The organism is Streptomyces sp. enrichment culture (assembly GCF_964273145.1).
Lineage (GTDB): Bacteria > Actinomycetota > Actinomycetes > Streptomycetales > Streptomycetaceae > Streptomyces.
This window is the reverse complement of record NZ_OZ186873.1, coordinates 1,803,890-1,829,590: the sequence shown is the minus strand read 5'-3', so window position 1 is coordinate 1,829,590 and position 25,701 is coordinate 1,803,890. Positions and strand designations below refer to the sequence as shown.

The 25,701-nt window shown below is 70.4% G+C and carries 23 protein-coding genes and 3 pseudogenes; 12 read left to right on the top strand and 14 right to left on the bottom strand.

Annotation, left to right across the window (positions count from 1 at the left end; genetic code table 11):
• Nucleotides 1–11: 11 nt before the first annotated feature.
• Both ACSU6Z_RS08335 and fasR read right to left on the bottom strand, forming a co-directional pair.
• Nucleotides 12–950 (bottom strand): ACP S-malonyltransferase, encoded by a 939-nt coding sequence (locus tag ACSU6Z_RS08335; RefSeq protein WP_437044306.1) that lies wholly within the window; start codon nt 948–950, stop codon nt 12–14.
• Nucleotides 951–1,039: 89 nt separating this feature from the next.
• Nucleotides 1,040–2,245, bottom strand: a complete 1,206-nt coding sequence (gene fasR, locus ACSU6Z_RS08330; RefSeq protein WP_437044305.1) for a fatty acid biosynthesis transcriptional regulator FasR — start codon at nt 2,243–2,245, stop codon at nt 1,040–1,042.
• A gap of 49 nt (nt 2,246–2,294) precedes the next feature.
• On the opposite strand from fasR, the gene ACSU6Z_RS08325 reads away from it, so the two are divergent.
• Complete coding sequence (locus tag ACSU6Z_RS08325; protein WP_437044304.1) at nt 2,295–2,960, top strand: pirin family protein; 666 nt, start codon at nt 2,295–2,297, stop codon at nt 2,958–2,960.
• Nucleotides 2,961–3,017: 57 nt separating this feature from the next.
• Here the strand turns inward: ACSU6Z_RS08325 and ACSU6Z_RS08320 are convergent.
• The 5 genes and pseudogenes from ACSU6Z_RS08320 to ACSU6Z_RS08300 form a co-directional block, all read right to left on the bottom strand.
• A pseudogene (locus ACSU6Z_RS08320) lies at nt 3,018–3,439 on the bottom strand (transposase); the annotation flags it as partial.
• A gap of 393 nt (nt 3,440–3,832) precedes the next feature.
• Nucleotides 3,833–4,390 carry a hypothetical protein gene (locus ACSU6Z_RS08315; RefSeq protein ID WP_437044302.1) on the bottom strand — a complete coding sequence of 186 codons (558 nt, stop codon included), beginning with the start codon at nt 4,388–4,390 and terminating at the stop codon, nt 3,833–3,835.
• Nucleotides 4,387–5,637, bottom strand: a complete 1,251-nt coding sequence (locus ACSU6Z_RS08310) for a DUF7224 domain-containing protein (protein WP_437044301.1) — start codon at nt 5,635–5,637, stop codon at nt 4,387–4,389. The genes ACSU6Z_RS08315 and ACSU6Z_RS08310 overlap by 4 nt, the downstream gene beginning before the upstream one ends.
• Entirely contained in the window at nt 5,634–6,380 is a 747-nt protein-coding gene (locus ACSU6Z_RS08305) for an ABC transporter ATP-binding protein (RefSeq protein ID WP_437044300.1), read from the bottom strand. Before ACSU6Z_RS08305 ends, ACSU6Z_RS08310 begins: the two co-directional genes overlap by 4 nt.
• Nucleotides 6,381–6,444: 64 nt before the next feature.
• Entirely contained in the window at nt 6,445–6,867 is a 423-nt protein-coding gene (locus ACSU6Z_RS08300) for a hypothetical protein (RefSeq protein ID WP_437044299.1), read from the bottom strand.
• Nucleotides 6,868–7,620: 753 nt separating this feature from the next.
• On the opposite strand from ACSU6Z_RS08300, the pseudogene ACSU6Z_RS08295 reads away from it, so the two are divergent.
• Nucleotides 7,621–8,016, top strand: a pseudogene (locus ACSU6Z_RS08295) (transposase family protein); the annotation flags it as partial.
• Here ACSU6Z_RS08295 and ACSU6Z_RS08290 read toward each other — a convergent pair.
• Nucleotides 7,983–8,678: pseudogene (locus tag ACSU6Z_RS08290) on the bottom strand (transposase family protein). The pseudogenes ACSU6Z_RS08295 and ACSU6Z_RS08290 overlap by 34 nt on opposite strands.
• A gap of 133 nt (nt 8,679–8,811) precedes the next feature.
• On the opposite strand from ACSU6Z_RS08290, the gene ACSU6Z_RS08285 reads away from it, so the two are divergent.
• Nucleotides 8,812–9,201, top strand: coding sequence for a RidA family protein (locus tag ACSU6Z_RS08285; protein WP_437044298.1), 390 nt, complete (start codon nt 8,812–8,814; stop codon nt 9,199–9,201).
• Between the two features lie 131 nt (nt 9,202–9,332).
• Here the strand turns inward: ACSU6Z_RS08285 and ACSU6Z_RS08280 are convergent, their stop codons facing one another.
• Nucleotides 9,333–10,184 carry a serine hydrolase domain-containing protein gene (locus tag ACSU6Z_RS08280; RefSeq protein ID WP_437044296.1) on the bottom strand — a complete coding sequence of 284 codons (852 nt, stop codon included), beginning with the start codon at nt 10,182–10,184 and terminating at the stop codon, nt 9,333–9,335.
• A gap of 114 nt (nt 10,185–10,298) precedes the next feature.
• On the opposite strand from ACSU6Z_RS08280, the gene ACSU6Z_RS08275 reads away from it, so the two are divergent.
• Together ACSU6Z_RS08275 and ACSU6Z_RS08270 are read left to right on the top strand one after the other, a co-directional pair.
• Complete coding sequence (locus ACSU6Z_RS08275) at nt 10,299–10,763, top strand: MerR family transcriptional regulator (RefSeq protein WP_437044295.1); 465 nt, start codon at nt 10,299–10,301, stop codon at nt 10,761–10,763.
• Nucleotides 10,760–11,776 carry an aldo/keto reductase gene (locus tag ACSU6Z_RS08270; protein ID WP_437044294.1) on the top strand — a complete coding sequence of 339 codons (1,017 nt, stop codon included), beginning with the start codon at nt 10,760–10,762 and terminating at the stop codon, nt 11,774–11,776. Before ACSU6Z_RS08275 ends, ACSU6Z_RS08270 begins: the two co-directional genes overlap by 4 nt.
• A gap of 37 nt (nt 11,777–11,813) precedes the next feature.
• Here the strand turns inward: ACSU6Z_RS08270 and ACSU6Z_RS08265 are convergent, their stop codons facing one another.
• The 3 genes from ACSU6Z_RS08265 to ACSU6Z_RS08255 form a co-directional block, all read right to left on the bottom strand.
• The gene (locus ACSU6Z_RS08265; protein ID WP_437050230.1) at nt 11,814–12,671 is read right to left on the bottom strand and encodes a DUF4429 domain-containing protein; all 858 of its coding nucleotides are present in this window, start codon (nt 12,669–12,671) and stop codon (nt 11,814–11,816) included.
• A 58-nt stretch (nt 12,672–12,729) separates the two neighbouring features.
• Nucleotides 12,730–13,968 (bottom strand): alpha/beta hydrolase, encoded by a 1,239-nt coding sequence (locus tag ACSU6Z_RS08260; protein WP_437044293.1) that lies wholly within the window; start codon nt 13,966–13,968, stop codon nt 12,730–12,732.
• Between the two features lie 79 nt (nt 13,969–14,047).
• A complete protein-coding gene (locus ACSU6Z_RS08255) occupies nt 14,048–14,716 on the bottom strand; it encodes a TetR family transcriptional regulator (protein WP_437050229.1) in 669 nt (222 codons plus the stop codon).
• Between the two features lie 171 nt (nt 14,717–14,887).
• Between ACSU6Z_RS08255 and ACSU6Z_RS08250 the strand changes: the two genes are divergently transcribed.
• Nucleotides 14,888–16,507, top strand: a complete 1,620-nt coding sequence (locus ACSU6Z_RS08250) for an MFS transporter (protein WP_437044292.1) — start codon at nt 14,888–14,890, stop codon at nt 16,505–16,507.
• A gap of 357 nt (nt 16,508–16,864) precedes the next feature.
• On the opposite strand, the gene aceE is transcribed toward ACSU6Z_RS08250, so the two are convergent.
• A complete protein-coding gene (aceE, locus tag ACSU6Z_RS08245) occupies nt 16,865–19,612 on the bottom strand; it encodes a pyruvate dehydrogenase (acetyl-transferring), homodimeric type (protein WP_437044291.1) in 2,748 nt (915 codons plus the stop codon).
• Between the two features lie 405 nt (nt 19,613–20,017).
• Between aceE and ACSU6Z_RS08240 the strand changes: the two genes are divergently transcribed.
• The 6 genes from ACSU6Z_RS08240 to ACSU6Z_RS08215 all read left to right on the top strand — a co-directional run bounded on the left by ACSU6Z_RS08240 (nt 20,018) and on the right by ACSU6Z_RS08215 (nt 24,566).
• Nucleotides 20,018–20,455: a DUF3052 domain-containing protein gene (locus ACSU6Z_RS08240; protein ID WP_437044290.1), complete on the top strand. Its 438-nt coding sequence runs from the start codon at nt 20,018–20,020 to the stop codon at nt 20,453–20,455.
• Nucleotides 20,456–20,576: 121 nt separating this feature from the next.
• Nucleotides 20,577–21,035: a peroxiredoxin gene (locus tag ACSU6Z_RS08235; RefSeq protein ID WP_437044289.1), complete on the top strand. Its 459-nt coding sequence runs from the start codon at nt 20,577–20,579 to the stop codon at nt 21,033–21,035.
• A gap of 111 nt (nt 21,036–21,146) precedes the next feature.
• Nucleotides 21,147–21,722 (top strand): calcium homeostasis/redox stress adaptation protein, encoded by a 576-nt coding sequence (locus ACSU6Z_RS08230; protein ID WP_437044288.1) that lies wholly within the window; start codon nt 21,147–21,149, stop codon nt 21,720–21,722.
• Between the two features lie 99 nt (nt 21,723–21,821).
• Nucleotides 21,822–22,397 (top strand): TerD family protein, encoded by a 576-nt coding sequence (locus ACSU6Z_RS08225; RefSeq protein ID WP_437044287.1) that lies wholly within the window; start codon nt 21,822–21,824, stop codon nt 22,395–22,397.
• A gap of 65 nt (nt 22,398–22,462) precedes the next feature.
• The gene (locus ACSU6Z_RS08220) at nt 22,463–23,608 is read left to right on the top strand and encodes a DUF475 domain-containing protein (RefSeq protein ID WP_437044286.1); all 1,146 of its coding nucleotides are present in this window, start codon (nt 22,463–22,465) and stop codon (nt 23,606–23,608) included.
• A gap of 220 nt (nt 23,609–23,828) precedes the next feature.
• Nucleotides 23,829–24,566, top strand: a complete 738-nt coding sequence (locus ACSU6Z_RS08215; protein WP_437044285.1) for a TerD family protein — start codon at nt 23,829–23,831, stop codon at nt 24,564–24,566.
• A 31-nt stretch (nt 24,567–24,597) separates the two neighbouring features.
• Here the strand turns inward: ACSU6Z_RS08215 and ACSU6Z_RS08210 are convergent, their stop codons facing one another.
• Nucleotides 24,598–25,581, bottom strand: coding sequence for a TerD family protein (locus ACSU6Z_RS08210; protein ID WP_437044284.1), 984 nt, complete (start codon nt 25,579–25,581; stop codon nt 24,598–24,600).
• Between the last annotated feature and the right edge of the window lie 120 nt (nt 25,582–25,701).

Below are 25,701 nucleotides of genomic sequence, written 5' to 3'. Positions count from 1 at the left end.
CGGGCTCCTTGTCAGGCGCCCGCCGCGTCAGCGGCAGGTGTTGACGCCTCGGCGACGAGCTCGCGAGCGGCGTCGAGGTCGGCGGGGGTCTTCAGGGCCAGCGTCCGCACGCCGGGCAGCGCCCGCTTGGCCAGCCCGGTGAGGGTGCCGCCGGGGCACACCTCGATCAGGGCGGTGACGCCGAGCTCCTTGAAGGTCTCCATGCACAGGTCCCAGCGGACCGGGTTGGCGACCTGGCCGACCAGGCGGTCGAGTACCTCGGCCCCGGAGGCGACGGCCTGCCCGTCCCGGTTGGAGACGTAGGTGACCTCCGGGTCGGCGGGCGCGAGTGCCTTGGCGGCCTCGGACAGCTTCTCCACGGCGGGCGCCATGTGGTGGGTGTGGAAGGCGCCGGCGACCTTCAGCGGGACGACCTTGCGGACGCCCTCGGGCTTGTCCTCGTTGAGCGCGGCGAGCTGCTCCAGGGTGCCGGCCGCGACGATCTGGCCCGCGCCGTTCATGTTCGCCGGGGTCAGGCCCAGCTTCTTCAGGTGCGCGACGCTCACCTCGGGGTCGCCGCCGAGCAGCGCCGACATGCCGGTCTCGGTGACCGCGGCGGCCTCGGCCATGGCCAGGCCCCGCTTGCGCACGAGGGACAGCGCGGTGGTGTCGTCGAGGACGCCCGCGAAGGCGGCGGCGGTGATCTCGCCGACGCTGTGGCCCGCGACCGCGCCCGGCCGGATGTCACCGAGTGCCGCGGCCGAGAGGATCCCGGCGGCGACGAGCAGCGGCTGGGCGACGGCGGTGTCGCGGATCTCCTCCGCGTCGGCCTTCGTGCCGTAGTGGACGAGATCGAGTCCGATGGCGTCCGACCACGCGGCGACGCGGTCGGCGGCACCGGGCAGTTCGAGCCATTCAGTCAGGAAGCCGGGCGTCTGGGCGCCCTGGCCGGGAGCGACGAGTACGAGCACTCTCACACTCTCTCTTGGGGACGGCCGCGGCCGCCCGTGGGGACAGGGACGAAGAACACGAAGGGGTTTTGTGGATCCCCGACAAAAGACTAGGTTTGCGCATCCCCATCGGCCAGGCGCCCCAGGATCAGCGCGATCCGCAGCGTGAACGCCGAGCGTACATCGGAGGGCGACCAGCCGGTGACGTCAGTCACACGTCGGAGCCGGTAGCGCACGGTGTTGGGGTGGACGAACAGCATCCTGGCGGCCCCCTCCAGACTGCTCGCCTGCTCCAGGTAGACGCTCAGCGTCTCCAGCAGCGCGGCCCCGGCCTCCTCCAGCGGTCTGTAGATCTCCTCCACCAACTGCTCGCGGGCCGAGGGGTCTCCGGCGATCGCGCGCTCCGGCAGCAGATCGTCCGCGAGCACCGGCCGCGGGGCGTCCTGCCACGCCGAGCACGCCTTCAGCCCGGCCGCGGCGGCCTGCGCGGACCGGGTCGCGGCCTGCAGGTCCGGCACGACGGGCCCGGCGACGACCGGGCCCTGTGCGAACGGCCCGATCAGCGACTTCGCGACGGCGAGGGGGTTGTCGCTGCCGCCCGCGACGACGACGAGCCGGTCCCCGAGCACCCCGGTCAGCACCTGGAGCTTGGCGTGCCGGGCGGCCCGCCGGATCGCCTCCACGGTCAGCTCCGAGTCGCCGTCGGGTGCCGTGCCCAGCACCACGCACACGTGCTCCGGGGAGTTCCAGCCCAGCGCGGCGGCCCGGGACACCGCCCCCTCGTCGGCCTCCCCGCTCAGCACCGCGTTCACCACGAGGGACTCCAGCCGCGCGTCCCAGGCACCGCGTGCCTCGGCGGCCTGGGCGTACACCTGCGCGGTGGCGAAGGCGATCTCGCGGGCGTACACCAGCAGCGCCTCGCGCAGCACCGCCTCGTCCCCGGGGGCGGCGACCTCGTCGATCGCGGACTCCATGACCTCGATCGTGGTCCGCACCATCTCCACGGTCTGCCGCAGGGTGATGGCCCGGGTCAGTTCGCGCGGCGCGGTGCCGAAGACGTCGGTGGAGATGGCCTGCGGGGCCTCCGGGTGCCGGAACCACTCGGTGAAGGCGGCGATGCCCGCCTGGGCGACCAGCCCGATCCAGGAACGGTGCTCCGGGGGCATGGCCCGGTACCAGGGCAGCGTCTCGTCCATCCGCGTGATCGCCTGCGCGGCGAGGGAGCCGGAGGACTGCTCCAGCCGCCTCAGGGTCGCGGTGTGCGGATGGGCGGGGTGCGGGGCGGGTACGGGCCTGCTGGTCTCGGGTTCGGGCACGGGACAAGACTGCCTCATCCGGGCGGCGGTCCGTGCCGCCGGGTCTACGGTGGACGCCGTGATCGACGTACGCCGCGCCGACGAGCGCTATCCGGGGGGCGAGGCGGAAGCCGGCATCGAGACCCGGCACGCCTTCTCCTTCGGCCCCCACTACGACCCCGGGAACCTGCGCTTCGGCGCCCTGATCGCCTGCAACGAGGAGCGGCTCGCCCCCGGCGCGGGCTTCGACGAGCACCCGCACCGCCACACCGAGATCGTCACGTGGGTGGTGGAGGGCGAGCTGACCCACCGGGACAGCACCGGGCACGAGACGGTCGTGCGCCCCGGCGACGTGCAGCGGCTCAGCGCGGCGGGCGGGGTGCGGCACGTGGAGCGCAACGACGGGGACGCGCCCCTGACCTTCGTCCAGATGTGGCTGGCCCCGCGGGAGGCGGACGGCGACCCGCGCTACGAGGTCGTCCGCGGCCTCGCCGACGCCGCCCCCTACGCCGTCCCGGAGGCCGGCGCGGTCCTGCACGTGCGCCGGCCGGGGGCGGGGTGGCGGTGGGCGGTGCCGGACGCGGCGTACGTGTACGTCCACGTCGTCCGCGGGACGGTACGGCTGGCAGGCACCGAACTGGGCCCCGGGGACGCGGCGCGCATCACCGGGGCGCGGGGCGTGGAGGCGGCCGGTGTGACGGACGCCGAGGTGCTGGTGTGGGAGATGACCGCCTAACCGATCGTTTCAGAATGAGGTTCGCAGTCGTCGCAAGCGGAGGATGCTGTAGGCAAGTCGGATTCCGCCGGTCAGTGACACCGCAAGGGGGCGTTCCGCGCCGGTCAGTGATCAGGTGGTGCTTGGTGCCGAGGCGGCCGCAGTCGATCGGCGAAGGTCCGGTGTGAGCCCCCTTTGAGGGCCCGGACGTGTGAGGCGTCGACCGCGGGGTCACCCATGTCCAGCAGGCCCGTCCTGCGGAGTTCCGTGAGGAGGATGGCGTGCAGGCGGGGCCGGCACGTCACCCCGCTGCGGCCGATCGTCTCGGTCGGCACGTCCGCCCAGTTCACACCCGTGCGCAGGACGTAGACGATCCCGCGCAGGGCTGCCCGGTCATCCGCCGGCAGCCGGCCCGGACACCGCCGACGCCGCGACGGGCGAGGCGGAAGCAGCGGGGCGACACGGTCCCACAGATCATCAGGCACAAGATCATCCGACATCCTCGGAGCTCTGCCGCCCACCAGCCCAATCGCCAAGCCCTGAGCCGAACTCATTCTGAAATGATCAGTTAGCGGCCCACCCTCGCTCGGCACTCCAAACACCGCCGCGAATGGTGGAGTTGTATGCACGACCCTCAGAGGGTCGGTAAGGCTCAGGGCGGAGCGATCTGAGCGCTGATCACCGAGCGTGCGTGGAACTCCCGGCCGCTGGCGCGACGCTGCGCGAGTGGTGGGCGACCGTCGCCTGTGAGCCCGCCGGGCCCGTCGCCGTGGCGCATGACGCCGACTCCGGCCGGCTCACGGTCTGCCCAGAGTCGGCGGCTGGGCGACAAAGGCTCGGCTGGAGCGGGCCTGCAGGGCCCATCACGGCTCCGGTTGGCCCCGGAGGGAAGGCTACGGCTTCCCGGAGGCTTTGACGGAACGGATGCCTGCGGCTACCAGCAGTACCGCAGTCAGAGACCACGCAGGGACACTGTTCGACGGGTACAGGACCACAGCCCACCAAGCGTGGCTTCCTGCCGGGCCACGTCCCGCGACGATGCTAGCGATCATCAGCATCATGCCCGTGGCGATACCTGATGCGCTGTTGCCCACCTGGGCGATCAGGAGACCGGCGCAGGTCAGCAGCATTACGTTGCGGGCGGTGTCGAAGCCTGTGATGAAACCAGCTGCCAGACACAGGATGAATACGGAGGCTATGAATGCCGCATCGATCACGGCGACAGGCACTGCAGCGGTCCGCTCGATGTGATCGGCTCGTCGGTTGAGGCAGTACAGGACCGTGGAAGACACCAGCAAAGGAGTGAAGTAGGCCAAGGGCGCGACGCCACTTCCGTTGAGAGCGGGCAACTCGATACTGCTCGTTCCCGAGAGCTGGCATACCACTGCCATCAGGATGATTGCTCCAGCTGCAGACCACCACTTCCGCACTGCTGTCACATAGAGCCTCACCGCGCCCCCTGTACTGTACAGGCATGGTTGAGGACCTGCTGCGTGAACCAAGCGGACTGCTGCTTCACCGGCTTGTCGAGGACAGGACCTACCAGTCCCCACAACTGCGGATCGGTTCTCTTGCGTGCCTCATCCTTATTACCGGCAACGGCAGTGGCCCATACGAGTTCTGGAGCGGACGGGCCTCCGCATGGCTGTTTTCCATGCTGGGCCGCGGTTCCCTCGACAGCCGATATTGCCATGATATCGGCGGCCGTGTGGTATGCGGCTTGCGGGCGGGCGGCAGGGAGTGCCCAGTGCAGTCGCCATACGCCCGGTGCGAGCTTCACTGACGGTGAAAGGATTTCCATACGCTTCGGCTGTGTGACGCCGGCGGCGACCAGCGCGCTGAGCGGACCTTGGGTGCTGTGGCGGATCTGTGGAATGTAGGAACGGTACTCCGGTGGAACGCAGATCTGCGGGGCGGTTCCGGAGCATACGGAATCAACGGCACGGACGGTTGCCGGGTTGCCGTAGCCCCATCCGCTGACTGCGGCGTGTCCGGCGAGGAGTGCGGCGGCGGCGGCAACTGCGCCGGCGGGGAGGAAGATACGGCGTGATCCGGTACGGGTGAGGAGCCATGCGACGGCTATAAGGCAGCCAGTGAAGATCCATGGCACGAAGTAGATTTCGGGCCGGTGGACATCGGTAATGGTGGATGTTCCGTCGATGAATCCACCGAGGTGTCTCAGCCATGCGTTGGACATGGCATGTGGCATCGTCAGCCAGGCCCAGCACAGGGCTGCTGCTACTGGTGCGGCAATACTTCTGGGGAGACGCCCGCCGACGTACCAACCGATCACGGCCCACTCGGCGGGGATGACGATCACGTGGGCCAGTGCGGTCCATCCGGCACTGGAGGGGAATACTCCGGTGTTGATCCGTGCCAGGACGACGGCGAGCACGAGAAGTACAGCTTCCAGTGCGGCGGCGGGAGCACTGATGAACAATATCAGCGACCATCGTGACCGTGCGGATGTGGTCAGCATGTGGCGCACGGACCGCATGCGCCCCGAGTCCCATGCGGCGCATGCGGCGACGGCCGGGGCGATCGTGGCCAGAGCGTAGATCGTGCTCTCGCCCGACTCAATCCCATAGTGTGATGGGACGGTGGATACCGCACTCTGCATGTACAGGTATACGAACAGGGCTGCCGGTAGGGCGACCCATGGGGCCGACGAACGCCGCAGCTGTTGCCAGATGATCACCGGGTTCCTCCTTCGAGGACAGCGGTGTAGGCGTCTTCCGCGGCGCGTTCCGAGTGGATCTGGGTGCCCGAATGGGCGAGGAACGAAGGAACGGATCCACTGAACAGGACCTTTCCCCCATGGAGTACTACGACGTCACTAAAGACGTCGCTTATGTCGGCGATGTCATGGGTGGAGACGATCACATGTGTTTCGTTCCGCAGTGATGCGATGAGTTGGAGGAACGATCTGCGCTGTTTCGGGTCGAGTCCTACAGTGGGTTCGTCAAGGAGCAGGACCTTGGCGCGGTGGACGAGGGCCTGAGCGATTGCGACACGCTGCTGCTGCCCGCCGGACAAATCGCTGACCTTCCGGTCCGCTTGCTTAGCAAGGCCTACCCGCTCCAGTGCCTCGCCGGACGCGTTCGACGCGTCGCGCTGTTTCATGCCCTTGAGCCATCCCGCGTAGGTGACGTGCTGGCGGCAGGTCATCCCTGGGAGGAACGACGGCTTCTGCGGGAGCCATGCCACTGCTGCGCGGTAGGCCGCGGACTGCTTGCGGTTCCACGCGCTCAGGCCGTCGAATGTCACGTCTCCGGACTGTGGGCGCAGTGCGCTCGCCCCGAGCGACAGCAGTGTGCTCTTGCCTGCTCCATTGGGTCCGAGGAGGACGGTGGCTCCGGAGGTGAAAGCCAGATCGAGGCTCTGGATGACGTCATCACCTCCCCGGTAGCGGAAGGTGCACTCGCGGAAGGTGAGAGTCATGGAGGGCCTTTCTGCGCGCCGGGCCCCGTAACACGGTGTGTGGCGGGGCCCGGCGAATTACCGATCAGTAGTAGACGGTCAGCGAAGAGACCGACACGGGGGCGTACATATTGGTCCCGTAATCGACGACGAAGTAGTAGTCGCCACTGCCGTGGTCATCCCAGTTGCCGGTTGACGTGGCGCCGGGATTGAAGCAGTTGGTGAAGCTCGCGTTGGCGTACTTCGGGTCGGGCCCGATGGTGTCCTTACGCAGCATCACACCGACGGCTTGCGTGCCGTCTCTTTTGCAGCTGGTGAACTTGATCGTTGTGGAGCCGCCGTTGTCGGTCCAGCGACGTGACTCGAAGTCATTTCCGGCATTGGTGAGGTAGCTGGACCAGGATGACGCCTGGGCGGGCACCGCGAGAACGCCGACAGCTGCTGCTGCCGCCGCCATACCGATGATCATGGCGCGCTTGCCTGCGCGGGCGATCGTTGAACCGGTCATCAAATAGCCTTCCTGTACACCGGGTTGAGGTTGACGACCAGATCAAACCCTAGTGGCCACGCTGAGTAAATATATATATGACCATGTGATCATGGTCTCATTCGTGGTTAGGTCGTTGCCGTCGACTCCACGATCGTTCGTGCGTACCAGCACACCGTCGGGGCTTGTCAAAGGAAACTCGGCAGGCGAGCCGACCGACCATGCCTTCGGACGCCACCTGAGGCGGACTGACCACGAAGTTCCACCTTGTTGCCGACGGACGTTGTCATCCGCTCGCCTTCGTCCTCACAGGGCGGTGCCCTGATGGCGCCCCTAGATGAACAGTCAGGTGCCGCCCGGCGCTGCTGGGGACGTCGGCGGCGACTCCCAAGCGACAAATGCTGAATTCTCCTCCTCGGTCCACACTTTCCACCTCTCGAAGTCGACGGAGTTGAGGAGTTCGGGAAGGTCGCCCTCTTGGTAAGAGGTCGTTTTTTTCCTGTTTTTTCATCTCGGAACCTCTGAGTGGTGTAAATTTTCGGGGTCGCGCCAGGATAAGGTGTCCTCGCTGTGAGGCAACGGGCCATGAGGTCGGTCATGGCGAGGTGAATCATGACTTCGGAGCGGGCGGGCAGGATCTCGCAGTCGCGGGCCAAGCGGCGGTGGAGCATCAATGAACCCTTCCCATCCTGATCGCCAGGCGGTCTCAAGGGCGTGAACGGCGGTGACGGTCCGGCTGATCCGGTTCGGGCTGCAGCGGGCCTTGCGGATCCGTGGTTCTCCCGCGCGACACCCGACCGCACCCACGACTTGCCTGCGGCCCGTGCCCACGGCATCGTTCAGGCCTGCCTGACTCGGCAGATCCTCGTCCTCACGGACCGCGCCCACCAGGGCGCCGGCGCCACCTTCCACACCCCGCACTACCACCACAGCGAGCAGCCTGAGCACTATCAGCAGTTCAACCGCGACCACGCCCGACTCCACGCCCCCGGCGAACTGGCCTTCGCCCGACTCAAGTCCTGGCACATCATGCGCAGAGCACGTTGCTCCACCCGTCGCATCAGCCGCGCCGTCCAAGCCATCCATACGCTGTTGACCTGCGGCTATTCAGGACGAAAGAGGCTCAGTGAGCTTCTTCAGCGGTGCTGTTCCAGCGTGAGGACGGCTTGAACCGCTGACGTGGGCCGGTTGGGGCTGCAGCGCGCCCGACGGAGGATCCGCCGTTGCTTGAGCTGGGCGAAGGCGCGCTCGACCGGGCTGCGCAGGCGAGCGTGTACGCGGTTGAAGGATGCCTGGTGGATGGTGGGCTCGCGTCCGCAGTGCCGTTTGAACGGTGTGCGGAGGGTGCTGCCGGCTCCTTCGTAGGCCTTGTCCGCCAGGGCCGGGATCCGTAGGCGTTCGCATACGGTGACGATGTAGTGGATGCGGGCGGCGGTGACGTCCACGTTCCTGCCGGGCAGCACGGGTGAGTATCAGACCAGTCGGCCCGAGGGATCGGTGATGGCCTGGATGTTCACTCCGTGGCGGCGGGCCTTGCCGGAGTAGTCGGCCCTCCAGTCCCCGGCCCTATTGCACTCGGCGATGGTGCTGTCGACCAAGACGTGGTCGAATTTGACCCGGCGCAGAGCACGCAGCAGCGAGGGTGCCTTGGCGGCCAGGTGCTCGGTGACGCTGTGTACGTAGGCATGTACGGTGGCCTCGCTGATGCTGAATTCGGCGGCGATCTTGGCGAGGGTGGTGTGCTCACGCAGGTACACCAGCGCGACCAGGGCCCGCTGAGAGGGGCGGAGCTTGCGGCGTCGATCACCCTCACGGTTGCGCGCGACCCGCACGACGTCCTCGCGAACTCCTTCGGATGCGGCTTGAGCACTGCAACATCTTCACGGCCGCCTCTCAGCAAGCCAGGTCAGGTGTCACTCAACCCTGCAGCAGTCCCTATCGGGCCGGTCGCCTAGAGTTCGGCGCATGACGGAGCGACGTGCGATCCTCAGCGGCTCGACCTTCGAGGAGCGAATCGGCTACGCCCGTGCCGTGGTCGACGGCGACTGGGTGCACGTGTCGGGGACGACCGGGTTCGACTACACCACCATGACGATCTCCGACGACGTGGTGGAGCAGGCGGAGCAGTGCCTGCGCAACATCGGGGCCGCGCTGGCCGAGGCGGGGTGCACCTTCGCCGACGTGGTGCGGGTGCGCTACCTGCTGCCCGACCGCGAGGACTTCGAGCCCTGCTGGCCGGTGCTGCGCCGTGCCTTCGGCGAGGTGAGGCCGGCGGCCACCATGCTCGTGTGCGGTCTCGCCGACCCCCGGATGAGGATCGAGATGGAGGTGTACGCGCGGCGCCCCGCCGCGTGAGCGCCCGCGCGGTCCGCCGCGGGGAGCGCGGGCGCTCACGCCCGCCGGCCCGTGGGCTCGCGCGCCGTGGCCGCGCGGCACGGCGGACGCCCCTGCCCCTCCCACGGCGCCGGCACCGGATCACGCCCCGTTCACGGCTCCCGCCGCGATCCGCCGGGCAGGTCCCGGCGCGCCTCGGCGAGGACCGCGTCCGTGAACGGCGGCCACGCCTCGATCGCCCAGGGGCCGAACGCCCGGTCCGTCAGGGCGACGCAGGCGAGGCCCGCGTCGGGGTCGATCCACAGGAACGTGCCCGACTGCCCGAAGTGCCCGAACGTGCGCGGCGAGGACGACGTGCCCGTCCAGTGCGGGGACTTGCCGTCGCGGATCTCGAAGCCCAGGCCCCAGTCGTTGGGGTTCTGGTGGCCGTAGCCCGGCAGGACGCCCTTGGTCCCCGGGTACTGCACGGTCATCGCGGCGGCGACCGTGCGCGCGTCCAGCAGGCGCGGCGCCTGCACCTCGGCGGCGAACCGCAGCAGGTCCTCCACCGTGGACACCCCGTCCTTGGCGGGGGAGCCGTCCAGCGTGGTGGACGTCATGCCCAGCGGCTCCAGCACCGCCTGGCGCAGGTACTCGGCGAACGGGATGTCCGTCGCCTTGGCGATGTGGTCGCCGAGCTGCTCGAAACCGGCGTTGGAGTACAGTCGCCGCTCACCGGGCGCCGCCGTCGCCCGGTGCTCGTCGAAGGCGAGGCCGGAGGTGTGGGCGAGCAGGTGGCGGACGGTCGCGCCGGGCGGCCCGGCGGGCTCGTCCAGCTCGATCGCGCCCTCCTCGTAGGCGACGAGGGCCGCGTACGCCGCGAGCGGCTTGGTGACCGAGGCCAGCGGGAACCGCCGCCCCGCCGGGCCGTGCACCCCCGCCACCGTGCCGTCCGCGCGTACGACGCCCGCCGCGGCGGCGGGAACCGGCCAGTTCTCGATCAACGCAAGGCTCTTCAAGGACATGCCCGTGAGCCTAAGCGCCCCGCCGGCGCGGCCGTGTCGAGGGGGCGCGATCCCGCGCGTTTCCCGTCACCGGTGCTTGCTTGGAGCGCACTCCAGGGTTCTAGCTTTGGGGCCATGACGGTGACGGAGACCACGACCACCCGGGCCGACGGCTGCGCCGGACCGCCCCGGGGCGAGCGGCGTCCCGACGGGCAGGACAGGTACACCATCAGTGAGGTCGCCGCCCTCACCGGCCTGTCGGCGCACACCCTGCGCTGGTACGAGCGGATCGGGCTGATGCCGCACATCGACCGCTCGCACACCGGCCAGCGCCGCTACCGCAACCGCGACCTCGACTGGCTCGAGCTGGTCGGCAAGCTCCGGCTGACCGGCATGCCGGTCGCGGACATGGTGCGGTACGCCGAACTCGTGCGCGAGGGCGACCACACCTACGCCGAACGCTTCGCCCTGCTGAGGGCGACCCGGGAGGACGTGCTGGCCCGGATCAGCGAGCTCCAGGGCACGCTCGCCGTGCTCGACCGGAAGATCGATTTCTACGCGGACGCCGGGCGGGCCCCGGCGTCGGAGGGGTCCCGATGACGGACAGCACCATCACGACGGTGAAGCTGGGCACGAACGGCCCCGAGGTGGGCGTCCAGGGCCTGGGCTGCATGGGCATGAGCTTCGCCTACGGGCCCGTGGACGCCGGCGCCTCCCGGGCGACCCTGGAACGGGCGCTGGAACTCGGCGTCACGCTCTACGACACGGCGGACGCCTACGGGGCGGGGGAGAACGAGCGGTTCCTCGCGCCGTTCTTCGGGGCGCACCGCGACGAGGTCGTCATCGCGACCAAGTTCGCCCTGTCGATCCCGCCGGACGACCCGACCAAGCGGATCGTCCGCAACGACCCGCCCTACATCCGCCGGGCCGTCGAGGCCAGCCTGCAGCGCCTCGGCGTCGACGTGATCGACCTCTACTACATGCACCGGCGCGACGTGAACGTGCCGATCGAGGAGAGCGTCGGCACCATGGCGGAGCTGGTGCGCGAGGGCAAGGTCAAGCACCTCGGGCTGAGCGAGGTCACCGCCGACGAGCTGCGGGCCGCGCACGCCGTGCACCCGATCGCCGCCGTGCAGTCGGAGTGGTCGCTGTTCAGCCGGGACATCGAGGCGAGGGTGGTGCCGGCCGCCCGTGAGCTGGGGGTGGCCCTCGTGCCGTACTCGCCGCTGGGCCGGGGCTTCCTCACCGGGTCGTTCGTCCAGGCCGAGAAGGACCTGACCGCCGACGACTTCCGCCGGCAGCAGCCCCGGTTCACCGGCGACAACGCCGCCGCCAACGCGGCGCTGCTCCAGCCGGTGCGGGCCGTGGCCGAGGCCCACGGCGCCACCCCCGGGCAGATCGCGCTGGCCTGGGCGCAGCAGCGGGCGGCGGTGCACGGTCTGCCGGTGGTGCCGATCCCGGGCACCCGCAAGCCGGAGCGGGTTGCGGAGAACACGGCGGCCACGCGGATCGTCCTGACGGAGGAGGAGCTGGCGCTGCTGGAGCCGATCGCGGGCAAGGTGGCGGGGGACCGGTACGCGGACATGGCGTTCACGTCGGCGGGGCGGGAGTGAGCGGACGGCCGCCGGCCGCGCTCCCGCGGCCGTCCGCTCACAACTCGGCCAGCAGCTGGGCCTTCTTGGCGGAGAACTCCTCGTCCGTCACCAGCCCCGCCTGGTGCAGCTCGCCCAGGTGACGGATGCGCTCGGCGATGTCGGCGGGGTCGCGGCGGGCCGCCGCCACCGGGACCGCGGCCACCGGGCCGCGGTCCCGGACCGCCGCCAGCACGGCGGCGGCGAACGGCAGCGACTCGTGCACGGCCCCGTAACCGAGCCCGAACACCACGGCGGCCGGGTCCTGGTCGGCCTGCGCGGGCGGCGCGGCCCCCTCGCGCCGCAGCAGCCGCAGATACCCCTCGAACACCTCCGGCGAGCGCCACTCCACCCCGGCCAGTTCGGTGACGTCGAACCTCTGGTCGCCGGCCCTCCACTTCGCCGACGAGGCGCCCGTCCAGAACCACCGGAAGGACACCGCCGCGCCGTCGAAGGACGCCTTCCCGTCGTACGCCTTGAACTGCAGCGGCGGATCGGGCGCGGCCACCAGGTGACGCTCGGCCGGACCGCTCCGCGTCAGCAGCGCCCGCAGCTCGTCGGCGTAGTACTCGGCGAGCGTCTCCCGCTCGGCGGGCAGTACCAGCCGGTACGGGTCGCACGCCTCCTTCAGCTGTCCCGCCGCCGCCTCCACCAGCGGATCGGCGCCGGGGCGCGGCTCGGCGCGCAGGACCACGGTGCCGCGTCTGCCGGGCGTCAGCGTGACGTCCGCGAGCGCCTCCAGGGGGATCCGGCGCTCCCCCAGCACCTGCAGCAGCTTCGGTGTCCGTATCCCCCGTTCGTAACGGATGAGCACGGAGTCGGACTCGAACTCCCAGGCGGCATGAAATCCGGCCAGTACGTCACCCATGCGGCTCATCGTATGCGGCACCAGCTCTTCCGTCCCCTCCTCGCGCAGGCCGCGGTTCCTGCGGTCTCTACGCGCGTCGGGCCGCCGTCGCGGCGGACAAATCCGTCCGGCAGGCGTCGTCTTGCGCGGCGCAGACGACCGAGTGGTACGCGCCGACACCGATCCCGGCGAAGTTCGCCAGGCTCTGGGTGCCCGGGACGAAGTAGCCGCTGTGCCCCTCGGCGCCCCGCGCCGACAGCACCCGCGCCCCGAACGCCGCCGACACCGGGTCGGCGCCGTGGCCGAACCCGCCGACCTCCAGGTACGGCACGTCCCGGATCCAGTCGCCGGCGTCCCGCATCGCCCACACCCGCGCCGGGGTGCGCAGCCGGGCGGCGCTCGCGGCGCGCATGCCGGGGCTGCCGGCCACCGCGATGTCGGACACCCGGCCGGGCAGCGTGGGGGCGGCCCGGCCGCACACCACCGAACCGTAGCTGTGGCAGAACAGCGAGACGGGCGCGTCCCCGGGCAGCGCCCGCACCAGCGCGTCCAGCCGGACGGCGCCGGCGTCGGCGCGCATCACCGTGGCCGACTCCACGCCGAGCCCGCCGGGCGCGGTGTAGTCGGCCCAGGCGATCACGGCCGTCCGGGTCGAGGGGCTCGCCCTGCGCTCGGCCGCGTACAGCGCCTCGGCCATGCCGGCCGGCGCCGTGTACTTGCGCCGGGCGCGCTGGTAGGTGAGCAGGTCGGTGTCGACGCCCGGGACGACCACGGACACGCGCTCGGCGCGGCCCAGGTCCCCGAAGACCTCCGCGACGCGGCCGGATCCCTCCGGATCGAAGGCCAGGATGTGCCGCCCGGGCTCCAGCAGCGACTCCAGGCGGTGCAGGCGGTCGCGCGCCTCCCGCTGCCCGGCCGGGCTGAGGCGGCTGTCGCGCATGCGCGTGAGCTCGGCCTCGCGGGCCCGGCCGAGCGCGATCCGGTTGGCGCGGTAGCGCAGCTCGGCGGGCGCGCCGTTCATGTTGCCGACCGCGAGCGGGTAGCGGCCGGCGAGGTGCGCCCGCTGCCCCTCGGTGAGGGAGGCGAAGAAACGGGCCAGCCGGGCGGGGGCGTCCTGCGCGTCCGGCAGCCGGCGGCCGTCGATCCGGCCGTGCTCCCAGGCGCCGACCGAGGCGGCGAGCGGCGTGGTCCCCCGCTCGGTGCGCAGGGCGGTCCAGCCGGTGGTCGCCAGCATCACGAACACCACGGCCAGGGCGAGCAGCGCCCGCCAGAGGTTCGGCTGCGGGGAGGTGGCGAGCAGGTGCGGGGAGGCGTCGAAGGAAGTCACTGGGAGGACACACTAGGAGAACGAGGCGGTCTCGCGTGCGCCGGGTGTCGCGGATCACGTTTCGACCGCGTGGAGGGGGTCAGGGCCTCCCGGTCCTCCAGCTCCCGGTCAGCGCGGGTTCCACCTGGTCCAGGTAGGAGAAGGTCAGGTCGCGCAGGGCGCCCAGGGTGGCCTCGTCCCCCGCGGACCAGATCCGCTCCGTGACACGTATCACCGCGCCGAAGACGGCCACCGCCACGCGCGGGCGCGGGTCGGCGTCCACGTCCAGGCCCTCGCGGTCGGCGATGACGCGCGCGATCTCCTCCTCCAGCTCCGCCGCGCGCCGCAGATGGGCGGCGAGCAGCGCGGGAGTCGACTCGATCACCCGGTAGAAGCGCATGTGCAGCTCCAGCGGCACCAGCTGCTCGATGGCCTCGCCGATGGACTCCCAGCTCTCCGCGAGGGCCCGGCGCAGCGCCTCCAGCGGCGTTTCGTCCGCGGGCCGCGCGCGCAGCGCGTCGACGAAGCGCGCCTCCGCGAGCCGCGACACGAAGAAGGCGGCCTCCTCCTTGCTGGCGAAGTAGCGGAAGAAGGTGCGCTGGGAGACGTCGACGGCCTCGGCTATCTCGTCGACGGTCGTCCGCTCGTACCCCCGCGCGGTGAACAGTTCCAGGGCGGCCCGCAGCAGCGCGTCCCGGGTGCGCTGCTTCTTGCGCTCGCGCAGTCCGAGGCGCGGCGCGGCGTGTGCGGTGCCTGCGGGCCTCGTGATGCCTGGGGGCTCCGAGGTGCCCGTCGGCTCCGCCGCTTCTGCTGCCTTCAAGGGTTCCCTGGCCTCTCGACGAACCGTTCTCCCAGTTCAGGCTATAGCGGAGTGTCCTGTCAGTTACCGACTTGTGAATTGGTTTGTCAACTGTCAGTGACTGTCACTAGCCTCGAAAGTATGACTAGTCAGACCACCGTCGACGCGACGGGGCCGGGGGACAAGGCACCGGCCGCCCCGTCGGACCGGGCGCCGGGCAAGGGCCTGCGCGGCCATCCGTGGTTCACCCTCATCACCGTGGCCGTCGGGGTCATGATGGTGGCCCTGGACGGCACCATCGTGGCCATCGCCAACCCCGCCATCGGCAAGGACCTCGGCGCCAACTGGTCCGAGCTGCAGTGGATCACCAACGCCTACTTCCTCGCCCTGGCGGTCTCCCTGATCACCGCGGGCAAGCTCGGTGACCGCTTCGGCCACCGGCAGACCTTCCTCATCGGCGTCGTCGGCTTCGCCGCCGCCTCGGGGGCCATCGGGCTGTCCGACAGCATCGCGATGGTCGTCGTCTTCCGCGTCTTCCAGGGGCTGTTCGGCGCGCTGCTCATGCCGGCCGCGCTCGGCCTGCTGCGGGCCACCTTCCCCGCCGAGAAGCTCAACATGGCCATCGGCATCTGGGGCATGGTCATCGGCGCGTCCACCGCGGGCGGCCCGATCCTCGGCGGCGTGCTGGTCGAGCACGTCAACTGGCAGTCGGTGTTCTTCATCAACGTGCCGGTCGGCGTCCTCGCCGTCGCCCTCGGTGTGGCGATCCTGCTCGACCACCGCGCCGAGAACGCGCCGCGCTCCTTCGACATCCTCGGCATCGCACTGCTGTCGGCGGCGATGTTCTGCCTGGTCTGGGCCCTGATCAAGGCCCCGGAGTGGGGCTGGGGCGACGGTTCCACGTGGACGTTCATCGCGGCCTCCGTCGTGGGCTTCGCGCTCTTCGCCGCCTGGGAGGCGAGGGTGCGGGAGCCGCTGATCCCGCTGGCGCTGTTCCGGTCCGTACCGCTGTCGGCGGGCGTCGCGCTGATGGTGCTGATGGCCATCGCCTTCATGGGCGGCCTGTTCTTCGTCACCTTCTACCTGCAGAACGTGCACGGCATGAGCCCGGTCGACGCCGGTCTGCACCTGCTGCCGCTCACCGGCATGATGATCGTCGGCTCCCCGCTGGCGGGAGCGCTGATCACCAAGGTCGGTCCCCGCGTCCCGCTGGTCGCCGGCATGGCGCTGACCGCGATCGCCATGTACGGCATGTCCACCCTGGAGAAGGAGACGGGCAGCGGCGTCATGTCGCTGTGGTTCGCCGTGCTGGGCCTCGGCCTGGCGCCGGTCATGGTCGGTGCCACGGAGGTCATCGTCGGCAACGCTCCGATGGAGCTGTCCGGCGTGGCCGGCGGTCTCCAGCAGGCGGCGATGCAGATCGGCGGCAGCCTCGGTACGGCGGTGCTGGGCGCGGTGATGGCCTCCAAGGTCGACAACGACCTGCCGGGCAACTGGGCGCGGGCGGGACTGCCGGAACTGAGCCCCGCCCAACTCGACCTGACGGCGCAGGCGGTGCAGCAGGGCGTCGCGCCGGTGCCGGAGGGCACGCCGGAGCCGGTCGCGGCCAAGATCACGCAGGTCGCGCACGACACGTTCGTCTCCGGCATGAGCCTGGCGTCGCTCGTCGCCGCCGGGGTCGCCGTGGCGGCGGTGCTGGTCGCGCTGCTCACCAAGCGGGGGGAGAACGCGCAGGCCGGCGCGGGCGTGGGACACATCTGACGGCTCGCCGGTCGACGGGTTCCGGGGCCGGACCCGGTTCGCCCATCAGGGTGACAACACGAGCGAACCCTCCCCTCCGAGGGGCGTCGCAGGTCACAGTGGGTCAAGCCCTCCGCAGGACATGGGGGGCGTCAGGGCTGCGGCGCGCTGCCGGAGGGGGGCAGCGCGCAGGCAGCCTTCCGGCTCGGACGCGGGACCCGCGGCCCCCGCACCTCTTCCGCCAGTGCCCGGATCGCCCCCGTCCGCCGGCGTTCCCGCGCCGTCCGTTCCCCGGGGCCCGGTTCCACGCCCCGCGTCGTGAGGAGTCCGGGCGCCGGGGAACGGGGAGGGCGGTGGGGGCCGCCCACCGCCCCGCCCCTACGCGTCGCCGCCGGCCGCGCCGGGATCGGCCGCCGTCACGTCCAGGATCCGGTAGCGGTCGATGGCCTGCTTCAGGGCGGAGCGGTCGACCCGGCCCTCGTGGGCCAGTTCGGTGAGGACCGCCACCACGATCGACTGGGCGTCGATGTGGAAGAAGCGGCGGGCCGCGCCCCGGGTGTCGGCGAAGCCGAAGCCGTCCGCGCCGAGGGACTGGTACCGGCCCGGGACCCAGCGCGCGATCTGGTCCGGCACCGACCGCATCCAGTCGGAGACGGCCACGAACGGGCCCTGGGCACCGCTGAGCTTCCGGGTCACGTACGGCACCCGCTGCTCCTCCTCCGGGTGCAGCAGGTTGTGCTCCTCGCAGGTCACCGCCTCGCGCCGCAGCTCGTTCCAGGAGGTCACCGACCAGACGTCGGCCCGCACGTTCCACTCCTCGGCGAGGATCCCCTGGGCCTCCAGGGCCCAGGGGAGCGCGACGCCGGATGCCATGATCTGCGCCGGGATCGCGCCGGAGGCGCCCTCGCTGAAGCGGTGGACGCCCTTGAGGATGCCCTCCACGTCCACGTTCTCCGGCTCGGCCGGGTGCCGGACGGGCTCGTTGTAGACGGTGAGGTAGTAGAAGACGTCCTCGCCGTGCGGGTGCTCCGGGGAGCTGCCGTACATGCGGCGCAGGCCGTCCTCGACGATGTGCGCGATCTCGAAGCCGAAGGCCGGGTCGTACGCCACGCACGCGGGGTTCGTGGAGGCCAGGAGCTGGGAGTGGCCGTCGGCGTGCTGGAGGCCCTCACCGGTGAGGGTGGTGCGGCCCGCGGTCGCGCCCAGGACGAAGCCGCGGGCCAGCTGGTCGGCCATCTGCCAGAACTGGTCGCCGGTGCGCTGGAAGCCGAACATCGAGTAGAAGACGTACACCGGGATCAGCGGCTCGCCGTGGGTCGCGTAGGCCGAGCCCGCGGCGATGAGGGAGGCCGTGCAGCCCGCCTCCGAGATGCCGTCGTGCAGCATCTGGCCGTTCGGCGCCTCCTTGTAGGAGAGGAGGAGGTCACGGTCCACCGCCTCGTACTGCTGGCCCAGCGGGTTGTAGATCTTCGCGCTCGGGAAGAACGAGTCCATGCCGAAGGTGCGGTACTCGTCGGGGGCGATGAGGACGAAGCGCCTGCCGATCTCCTTGTCCCGCATGAGGTCCTTGAGGAGGCGGACGAAGGCCATCGTGGTGGCGATGGACTGCTGGCCCGAGCCTTTCTTCACGGTCGCGTACGTCCGGTCGTCCGGCAGGGGCAGGGGCTTGGAGCGGACGACGCGGGTGGGGACGTAACCGCCGAGCGAGCGGCGGCGGTCGTGCATGTACTGGATCTCCTCCGAGTCCCGGCCCGGGTGGTAGTACGGCGGCAGGCCGGATTCCAGTTCCTTGTCGGGGATCGGCAGGTGCAGGCGGTCGCGGAAGCGCTTGAGGTCGTCGACCGTCAGCTTCTTCATCTGGTGGGTGGCGTTGCGGCCCTCGAAGTTCGGGCCGAGCGTCCAGCCCTTGACCGTCTTGGCGAGGATGACCGTCGGCTGGCCCTTGTGCTCGACCGCGGCCTTGTACGCCGCGTAGATCTTCCGGTGGTCGTGACCGCCGCGGCCCAGGTGGAGGATCTGGTCGTCGGTCATGTTCTCGACCATCGCGCGCAGCCGGTGGTCGTCGCCGAAGAAGTGGTCGCGGATGTAGGCGCCGGACTCGGTGGCGTACGTCTGGAACTGGCCGTCCGGCGTCGTGTTCATCTTGTTGACCAGGGTGCCGTCGCGGTCCCGGGCGAGCAGCGGGTCCCAGGAGCGGTCCCAGATCAGCTTGATCACGTTCCAGCCGGCGCCCCGGAAGACCGACTCCAGCTCCTGGATGATCTTGCCGTTGCCGCGTACCGGGCCGTCGAGCCGCTGCAGGTTGCAGTTGACGACGAAGGTCAGGTTGTCCAGGCCCTCGCGGGCGGCGAGCGTGAGCTGGCCGAGCGACTCCGGCTCGTCCATCTCGCCGTCGCCCAGGAACGCCCACACGCGCGACTTCGAGGTGTCCGCGATCCCGCGCGCCTGCAGGTAGCGGTTCATGCGCGCCTGGTAGATCGCGCCGATCGGGCCGAGGCCCATCGAGACGGTGGGGAACTCCCAGAAGTCCGGCATGGAGCGCGGGTGCGGGTACGAGGAGAGCGCGTGGGGGGCCTTCGACTTCTCCTGGCGGAAGCCGTCCAGGTGCCGTTCGGTGAGCCGGTCCAGCAGGTACGCGCGGGCGTAGATGCCCGGTGAGGCGTGGCCCTGGAAGAAGATCTGGTCGCCGCCGTCGCCCCCGTCCTTGCCGCGGAAGAAGTGGTTGAAGCCGACGTCGTAGAGGGAGGCGGAGGAGGCGAAGGTGGCGATGTGGCCGCCGACCCCGATGCCGGGCCGCTGCGCGCGCGAGACCATCACCGCCGCGTTCCAGCGGGTGGCGTTGAGGATCCTGCGCTCGATCTCCTCGTCGCCGGGGAAGAACGGCTCGTCCTTGGTGGCGATGGTGTTGACGTAGTCCGTGCTGCGCATCTCGGGCACGGCCACGCGCCTGGCGCGGGCCTGCTCGATCAGCCGCAGCATCAGGTACCGGGCCCTCTCCCGCCCCCGCTCGTCCACGGCCGCGTCGAGGGAGTCGAGCCACTCCTGGGTTTCCTCGGGGTCGAAGTCGGGGACCTGGCTCGGAAGGCCGCCAATGATGATCGGGCTGCGATCGGATGCGGAAGCCACACTGTTCCTTACCTGTCGGAGGGCCACTGTCCGGTGTGCCTGCGCCGGTCCCCATCGTGTACCTCGGGAAGGCGCGCGTCATCTCTACCGAGGGGTAACCGACGAGGTCCGCCCGGCATGGCACACTCATTCGGAACCCGTACCCACGGATGGTTCCCAACAGTGCAAAAAGGGCAGAAGTGTGTGGTGTGTGTCACCTCTGTCCGTGACGGTGTGCCTGAGGTTGCGGCGACACGGCCAGGATCGTCACCGTTTCGGCGGTCTGGACGGCCGGGTACTTGCGCGATCCGTCCCGCCCGTGTGGACTACGGCCAATGCTTCGCGCACGCGCGTGGCTGAGATTCCCCCGAGCTCCGGACGAGCAGGGGGTACCCCCCATACCAAGACATGATCAGGAGGCAACCCGTGAGCGCGACCGCGGACCACGCGGAGGAGCGGACGAACCCTGCCGCCAGGCTGGGGTTCCAGCCCGGGCAGGTGGTCCAGGAGATCGGCTACGACGACGACGTGGACCAGGAGCTCCGTGAAGCCATCGAGGAAGCCATCGAGGGCGACCTGATGGACGAGGACTACGACGACGTGGCCGACGCCGTTGTGCTGTGGTTCCGTGATGACGACGGCGACCTGGCGGATGCGCTGGTGGATGCCACCACGTACATCGAGGAGGGCGGGGCGATCCTGCTCTTCACGCCGAAGACCGGCCGTGCGGGCTACGTGGAGCCGAGCGACATCTCGGAAGCCGCGACCACGGCGGGGCTGACGGCGTCCAAGAGCGTCAGCGTCGGCAAGGACTGGAGCGGCAGCCGGCTGGCGACCCCGAAGGCCGCCAAGTCCAAGCGGTAGTCCCGCCGCCGTCCGTCCGGTACCGGACGGGCCGACGACGGTCGGCCCGTCCGCAGGCCGGTGACGGTCCCTGCGTAGGGTGTTCCCAGCGAACGGCCCCGACGAAGGGATCAACAGGACCATGGCCATCCAGGTTGGCGAAAAGGCCCCCGACTTCGAGCTCAAGGACAACCACGGCGCCACCGTGAGGCTGTCCGACTTCCGCGGCCGCAAGAACGTGGTGCTGCTCTTCTACCCCTTCGCCTTCACCGGTGTGTGCACGGGCGAGCTGTGCGAGGTGCGGGACAACCTGCCGCAGTTCTCCGACCGCGACACCCAGGTGCTCGCCGTCTCCAACGACTCCATCCACACCCTGCGCGTCTTCGCCGAGCAGGAGGGGCTGGAGTACCCGCTGCTCAGCGACTTCTGGCCGCACGGCGACGTCTCGCGCGCCTACGGCGTCTTCGACGAGGACAAGGGCTGCGCCGTCCGCGGCACCTTCGTCATCGACAAGGAGGGCGTCGTGCGCTGGACCGTGGTCAACGCTCTGCCGGACGCCCGTGACCTGAACGAGTACGTGAAGGCGCTCGACACCCTGTGACCCCCGGCCGCAGGGTCTGCGGGGGCGGGAACCCGTCACTAGGATCGAGTCGTTGATCCGGCATTCGACGCAACTCAGGGGCTTCCCGCCCCGGAAACCTAGGGAGGACTCGTGGGAGTCAGCCTCAGCAAGGGCGGCAACGTATCGCTGACCAAGGAGGCTCCGGGCCTGACCGCGGTCATCGTCGGTCTGGGGTGGGACGTCCGCACCACGACCGGCACCGACTTCGACCTCGACGCCAGCGCGCTGCTGCTGAACAGCGCCGGCAAGGTCGCCAGCGACCAGCACTTCGTCTTCTTCAACAACCTCAAGAGCCCGGACGGCTCCGTCGAGCACACCGGTGACAACCTCACCGGCGAGGGCGAGGGCGACGACGAGCAGATCAAGGTGAACCTCGCGGCGGTCCCGGCGGACGTCGAGAAGATCGTCTTCCCGGTCTCGATCTACGACGCCGACAACCGCCAGCAGTCCTTCGGCCAGGTCCGCAACGCCTTCATCCGCGTGGTGAACCAGGCGGGCGGCGCCGAGATCGCCCGCTACGACCTGAGCGAGGACGCCTCCACCGAGACCGCCATGGTCTTCGGCGAGCTGTACCGCCACGGCACCGAGTGGAAGTTCCGCGCCATCGGCCAGGGCTACGCCTCCGGCCTGCGGGGCATCGCCCAGGACTTCGGCGTCAACGTCTGACGTCCGCCTGCCCGCCCGTACCCTCCGGCGCCGCACGTTTGCGTGCGGCGCCGGACGCGCAGGAAACCAGGAACCACCGCACGGGGAGGGACCACAGACATGGGCGTCACGCTTGCCAAGGGAGGCAACGTCTCCCTGTCCAAGGCCGCGCCGGACCTCACGCAGGTGATGGTCGGACTCGGCTGGGACGCGCGCTCCACTACCGGAGCCCCCTTCGACCTCGACGCCAGCGCGCTGGTGTGCGGCGGCGGCCGGGTGCTCGGCGACGAATGGTTCGTCTTCTACAACCAGCTCACCAGCCCGGACGGCTCCGTCGAGCACACCGGCGACAACCTCACCGGCGAGGGCGAGGGCGACGACGAGTCGATCCTGGTCGACCTGTCCCGGGTGCCCGACCGGTGCGACAGGATCGTCTTCCCGGTCTCCATCCACCTGGCCGACGAGCGCGGGCAGACCTTCGGACAGGTCGCCAACGCCTTCATCCGGGTCGTCAACCGGGCCGACGGCCTGGAACTCGCCCGCTACGACCTGAGCGAGGACGCCTCCACCGAGACCGCGATGATTTTCGGCGAGCTCTACCGCCACCGGGGCGAGTGGAAGTTCCGAGCCGTGGGACAGGGGTACGCGTCCGGCCTGCGAGGTATCGCTCTAGACTTCGGAGTCAACGTTTCGTAAAGCCGGGTACGGCGCGGGGGAGGCCCCTAGGCCTGTAGGCCCGTACACAAGGGATTGGGTAGCCAGTGGTTCTGAAAACCTTCGGCTGGTCGTTCGCGGTCACCGCGCTCGGCCTTGTCGCGGCGGTCTTGTACGGGGGGTGGACCGCCTTCGGCGTCGTGGCGATCCTCTCCGTCCTGGAGATCTCGCTCTCCTTCGACAACGCGGTCGTCAACGCCGGGATCCTGAAGAAGATGAGTGCCTTCTGGCAGAAGATCTTCCTCACCATCGGCATCCTGATCGCCGTCTTCGGCATGCGGCTGGTCTTCCCCGTCGTCATCGTCGCGGTCAGCGCCCAGCTCGGGCCGATCGAGGCCGTCGACCTCGCGCTCACGGACAAGGACCGCTACCAGGAACTGGTCACCGACGCCCACCCGGCGATCGCCGCCTTCGGCGGCATGTTCCTGCTGATGATCTTCCTGGACTTCATCTTCGAGGACCGGGACATCAAGTGGCTCACCTGGATCGAGCGCCCGCTGGCCAAGCTGGGCCGGGTCGACATGCTGTCGGTGTGCATCGCCCTGATCGTGCTGCTGATCTCCGCGATGACCTTCGCCACCCACGCCCACCAGCACGGCGGCGCCCACGTCGACAAGGCCGAGACGGTGCTGCTGTCCGGCATCGCCGGCCTGATCACCTACATGATCGTCGGCGGTCTGTCCGGCTTCTTCGAGGACAAGCTCGAGGAGGAGGAGGAACGCGAGCACGAGGCGGAGGAGGAGGCCGCCCGCACCGGCAAGCCCAAGTCGGCCGTCGCCCTGGCCGGCAAGGCCGCGTTCTTCATGTTCCTCTACCTGGAGGTCCTGGACGCCTCCTTCTCCTTCGACGGGGTGATCGGCGCCTTCGCCATCACCAACGACATCGTCCTGATGGCCCTGGGCCTGGGCATCGGCGCCATGTACGTCCGCTCGCTCACCGTCTACCTGGTCCGCCAGGGCACCCTGGACGAGTACGTCTACCTGGAGCACGGCGCCCACTACGCCATCGGCGCCCTGGCCGTGCTGCTTCTGGTCACCATCCGGTACGAGATCCACGAGATCATCACCGGCATGATCGGCGTGCTCCTGATCGCCGCCTCCTTCTGGTCCTCCGTACGCCGCAACCGCGCGATCGCGGCGGCCGAGGCGGGCGGTGGCTCCGGCGACAAGGCGGAGGTCTCCTCCGGGGTGTGAGACCGCGTCCCCGGGGCGGTTCGCCTCCGGTGCGCCACGGCCGCCGGTGTGAACCGCGCCCGGGTGAGGAACGCTCTGAGCGGGGCGGCCGACGAGGACGACTCCTCGGGGCCGCCCCGTCGGCGTCCGGGGCCGCGGGGGTGCCGTGCCGCCCCCGCGGGCCCCTGCAGTGCGCGCGGGCCGGACGGCCCGCCGTCCGACGAACGAAGGTGGGGCGGGAATGGGTTTCTTGGACGGGCTGTGGCGCGGTCGCGGGGCCGAGTTCGACTCGGGCGGCGCGGCCGGCAGCGCCATCGAACTGACCAAGCGAAACGGCCAGGTCTCCCTGACCAAACAGGGCGCGGCCACCGGCCATCTGCGCATCAACCTGGCCTGGCGGATGCGGACCTCCGACATCGCCGGCTCCCGGCGGGAGAGCCTGCTGCGCCATCCCCTCAAGGCGCTCAAGCCCCCGGAGGTCCTCGGGCACAGCCAGAGCATGGTCAACGTCGACCTCGACCTCGGCTGCCTGTACGAGCTCCAGGACGGCACCAAGGGCGTCGTCCAGCCGCTCGGCGGCTACCTCGGCGACGTCAACGCCCCGCCGTACGTCAAACTCAGCGGCGACGACCGGTTCGGCTCGGCGTCCGGCGAGACCATCTACGTCAACCTCGACCACCGGGACGCCATCAAACGGCTCCTCGTCTTCGCCTACATCTACGACCAGACGCCCGCCTTCGACCGTACGCACGCCATCGTCACGCTCTACCCGAGCAACGGCCCCCGCATCGAGATAGGGATCGACGAACGGCAGCCGCAGGCCCGCTCCTGCGCGGTCGTGATGATCGAGAACGTCAAGGGCGAGATCGTCGTCCGCCGCGAGGTGAAGTTCGTGTACGGCTTCCAGGGGGAGCTGGACCGGCTGTACGGGTGGGGGCTCCAGTGGGGGCGGGGCTACAAGACGAAGGCGGAACGCTGAGCCGGGGCGGCAGGCCGGGCCTGCCGCCCCCCTAGCGCCCGATGAACTGCGGCCCCTGCGGCGGCAGCCGGAAGTCCGGGTCCGGCACCGGGGCGGACGGGGGCGGATAGCCGTAGCCCGACGGCGCGCCGGTGGCGGCCGGGGCGGCGGGCGCCTGCGGATAGCCGTACGCGGGCGGGGCGGCCGGGTGCGGAGAGCCGTAGGGCGGTGAGGCCGTCGCGGGCTGCTGCGGGTAGCCGTACGCCGGCTGAGCGGGCACGGCGGGCGGCTGTTCCGGGGGCAGCGGGCGGGGCGCCTCCGGGACGGGCCGGGCGGGAGCGGTGCCCGACAGGGGGACCGTGGGCGGCGCCGCCTGGGGCGCGGCCGCCTGGGTCTCCGCGGGATGGGACGCGAAGGCCTGGGGGTCCGCGGTGCCGGCCGGTGCCGGCGGGTCCGCCGCCGGGTCCGCCGCCGGGGGCTCCTGGGCCGCCTGCGACTCGTCCACCGAGATGCCGAAATCGGTCGCCAGCCCCTCCAGCCCGTTGGAGTAGCCCTCGCCCAGGGCCCGGAACTTCCAGCCGTCCCCGCGCCGGTACAGCTCCCCGCAGATCAGCGCGGTCTCGGCGCCCGTCTCCGGCGTGACGTCGAAGTACGCGAGGGGCTCGGCGTCGGCGGCCGCCGCGTCGTACAGCAGGACGCGCAGGTCCCGGACCCGGTCGAAGGCGACGCCGTCCGCCGACGCGACCAGCAGGATCCGCCGCACGCCGGGCTCGACACCGGCCAGGTCCGTCTGGATCGTGTCGGTGAGGTCCTCGGCGACGCGCTTCTTGCCGAGCCGCCAGACCTTCCCGGAGGGGTGCCGGGGCTGGTTGTAGAAGACGAAGTCCTCGTCGTCGCGCACGCGGTCGTCGGGGCCGAGGAGCAGCGCGGAGGCGTCGACGTCCGGGACCCCCTGCCCGGACGTCCAGCGCAGGACGGCGCGTACCGTCGTGGCTTCCAGCGGGACGTTCGACCCCTTCAGCATGGCGTGCGTCATGCCGTCATCCTGCCCCCTCGGTCCTGGTCACGACAATGCGGGGCGGGTACCCGGGCCGTGCCACCGGTGTCGCCGACACGACCGGGACACCTGATATTCACACCGGGCGGGAACCCCGGC

What these genes read in the sequence shown, in the direction of transcription:
- ACSU6Z_RS08265 (WP_437050230.1), bottom strand. Translation starts at nt 12,671, where the DNA reads ATGAGCCGCATGGGTGACGTACTGGCCGGATTTCATGCCGCCTGGGAG.
- ACSU6Z_RS08225 (WP_437044287.1), top strand. Translation starts at nt 21,822, where the DNA reads ATGGGCGTCACGCTTGCCAAGGGAGGCAACGTCTCCCTGTCCAAGGCC.
- ACSU6Z_RS08215 (WP_437044285.1), top strand. Translation starts at nt 23,829, where the DNA reads ATGGGTTTCTTGGACGGGCTGTGGCGCGGTCGCGGGGCCGAGTTCGAC.
- ACSU6Z_RS08280 (WP_437044296.1), bottom strand. Translation starts at nt 10,184, where the DNA reads ATGTCCTTGAAGAGCCTTGCGTTGATCGAGAACTGGCCGGTTCCCGCC.
- ACSU6Z_RS08275 (WP_437044295.1), top strand. Translation starts at nt 10,299, where the DNA reads ATGACGGTGACGGAGACCACGACCACCCGGGCCGACGGCTGCGCCGGA.
- ACSU6Z_RS08285 (WP_437044298.1), top strand. Translation starts at nt 8,812, where the DNA reads ATGACGGAGCGACGTGCGATCCTCAGCGGCTCGACCTTCGAGGAGCGA.
- ACSU6Z_RS08235 (WP_437044289.1), top strand. Translation starts at nt 20,577, where the DNA reads ATGGCCATCCAGGTTGGCGAAAAGGCCCCCGACTTCGAGCTCAAGGAC.
- ACSU6Z_RS08300 (WP_437044299.1), bottom strand. Translation starts at nt 6,867, where the DNA reads ATGACCGGTTCAACGATCGCCCGCGCAGGCAAGCGCGCCATGATCATC.
- ACSU6Z_RS08270 (WP_437044294.1), top strand. Translation starts at nt 10,760, where the DNA reads ATGACGGACAGCACCATCACGACGGTGAAGCTGGGCACGAACGGCCCC.
- ACSU6Z_RS08210 (WP_437044284.1), bottom strand. Translation starts at nt 25,581, where the DNA reads ATGACGCACGCCATGCTGAAGGGGTCGAACGTCCCGCTGGAAGCCACG.
- ACSU6Z_RS08305 (WP_437044300.1), bottom strand. Translation starts at nt 6,380, where the DNA reads ATGACTCTCACCTTCCGCGAGTGCACCTTCCGCTACCGGGGAGGTGAT.
- ACSU6Z_RS08250 (WP_437044292.1), top strand. Translation starts at nt 14,888, where the DNA reads ATGACTAGTCAGACCACCGTCGACGCGACGGGGCCGGGGGACAAGGCA.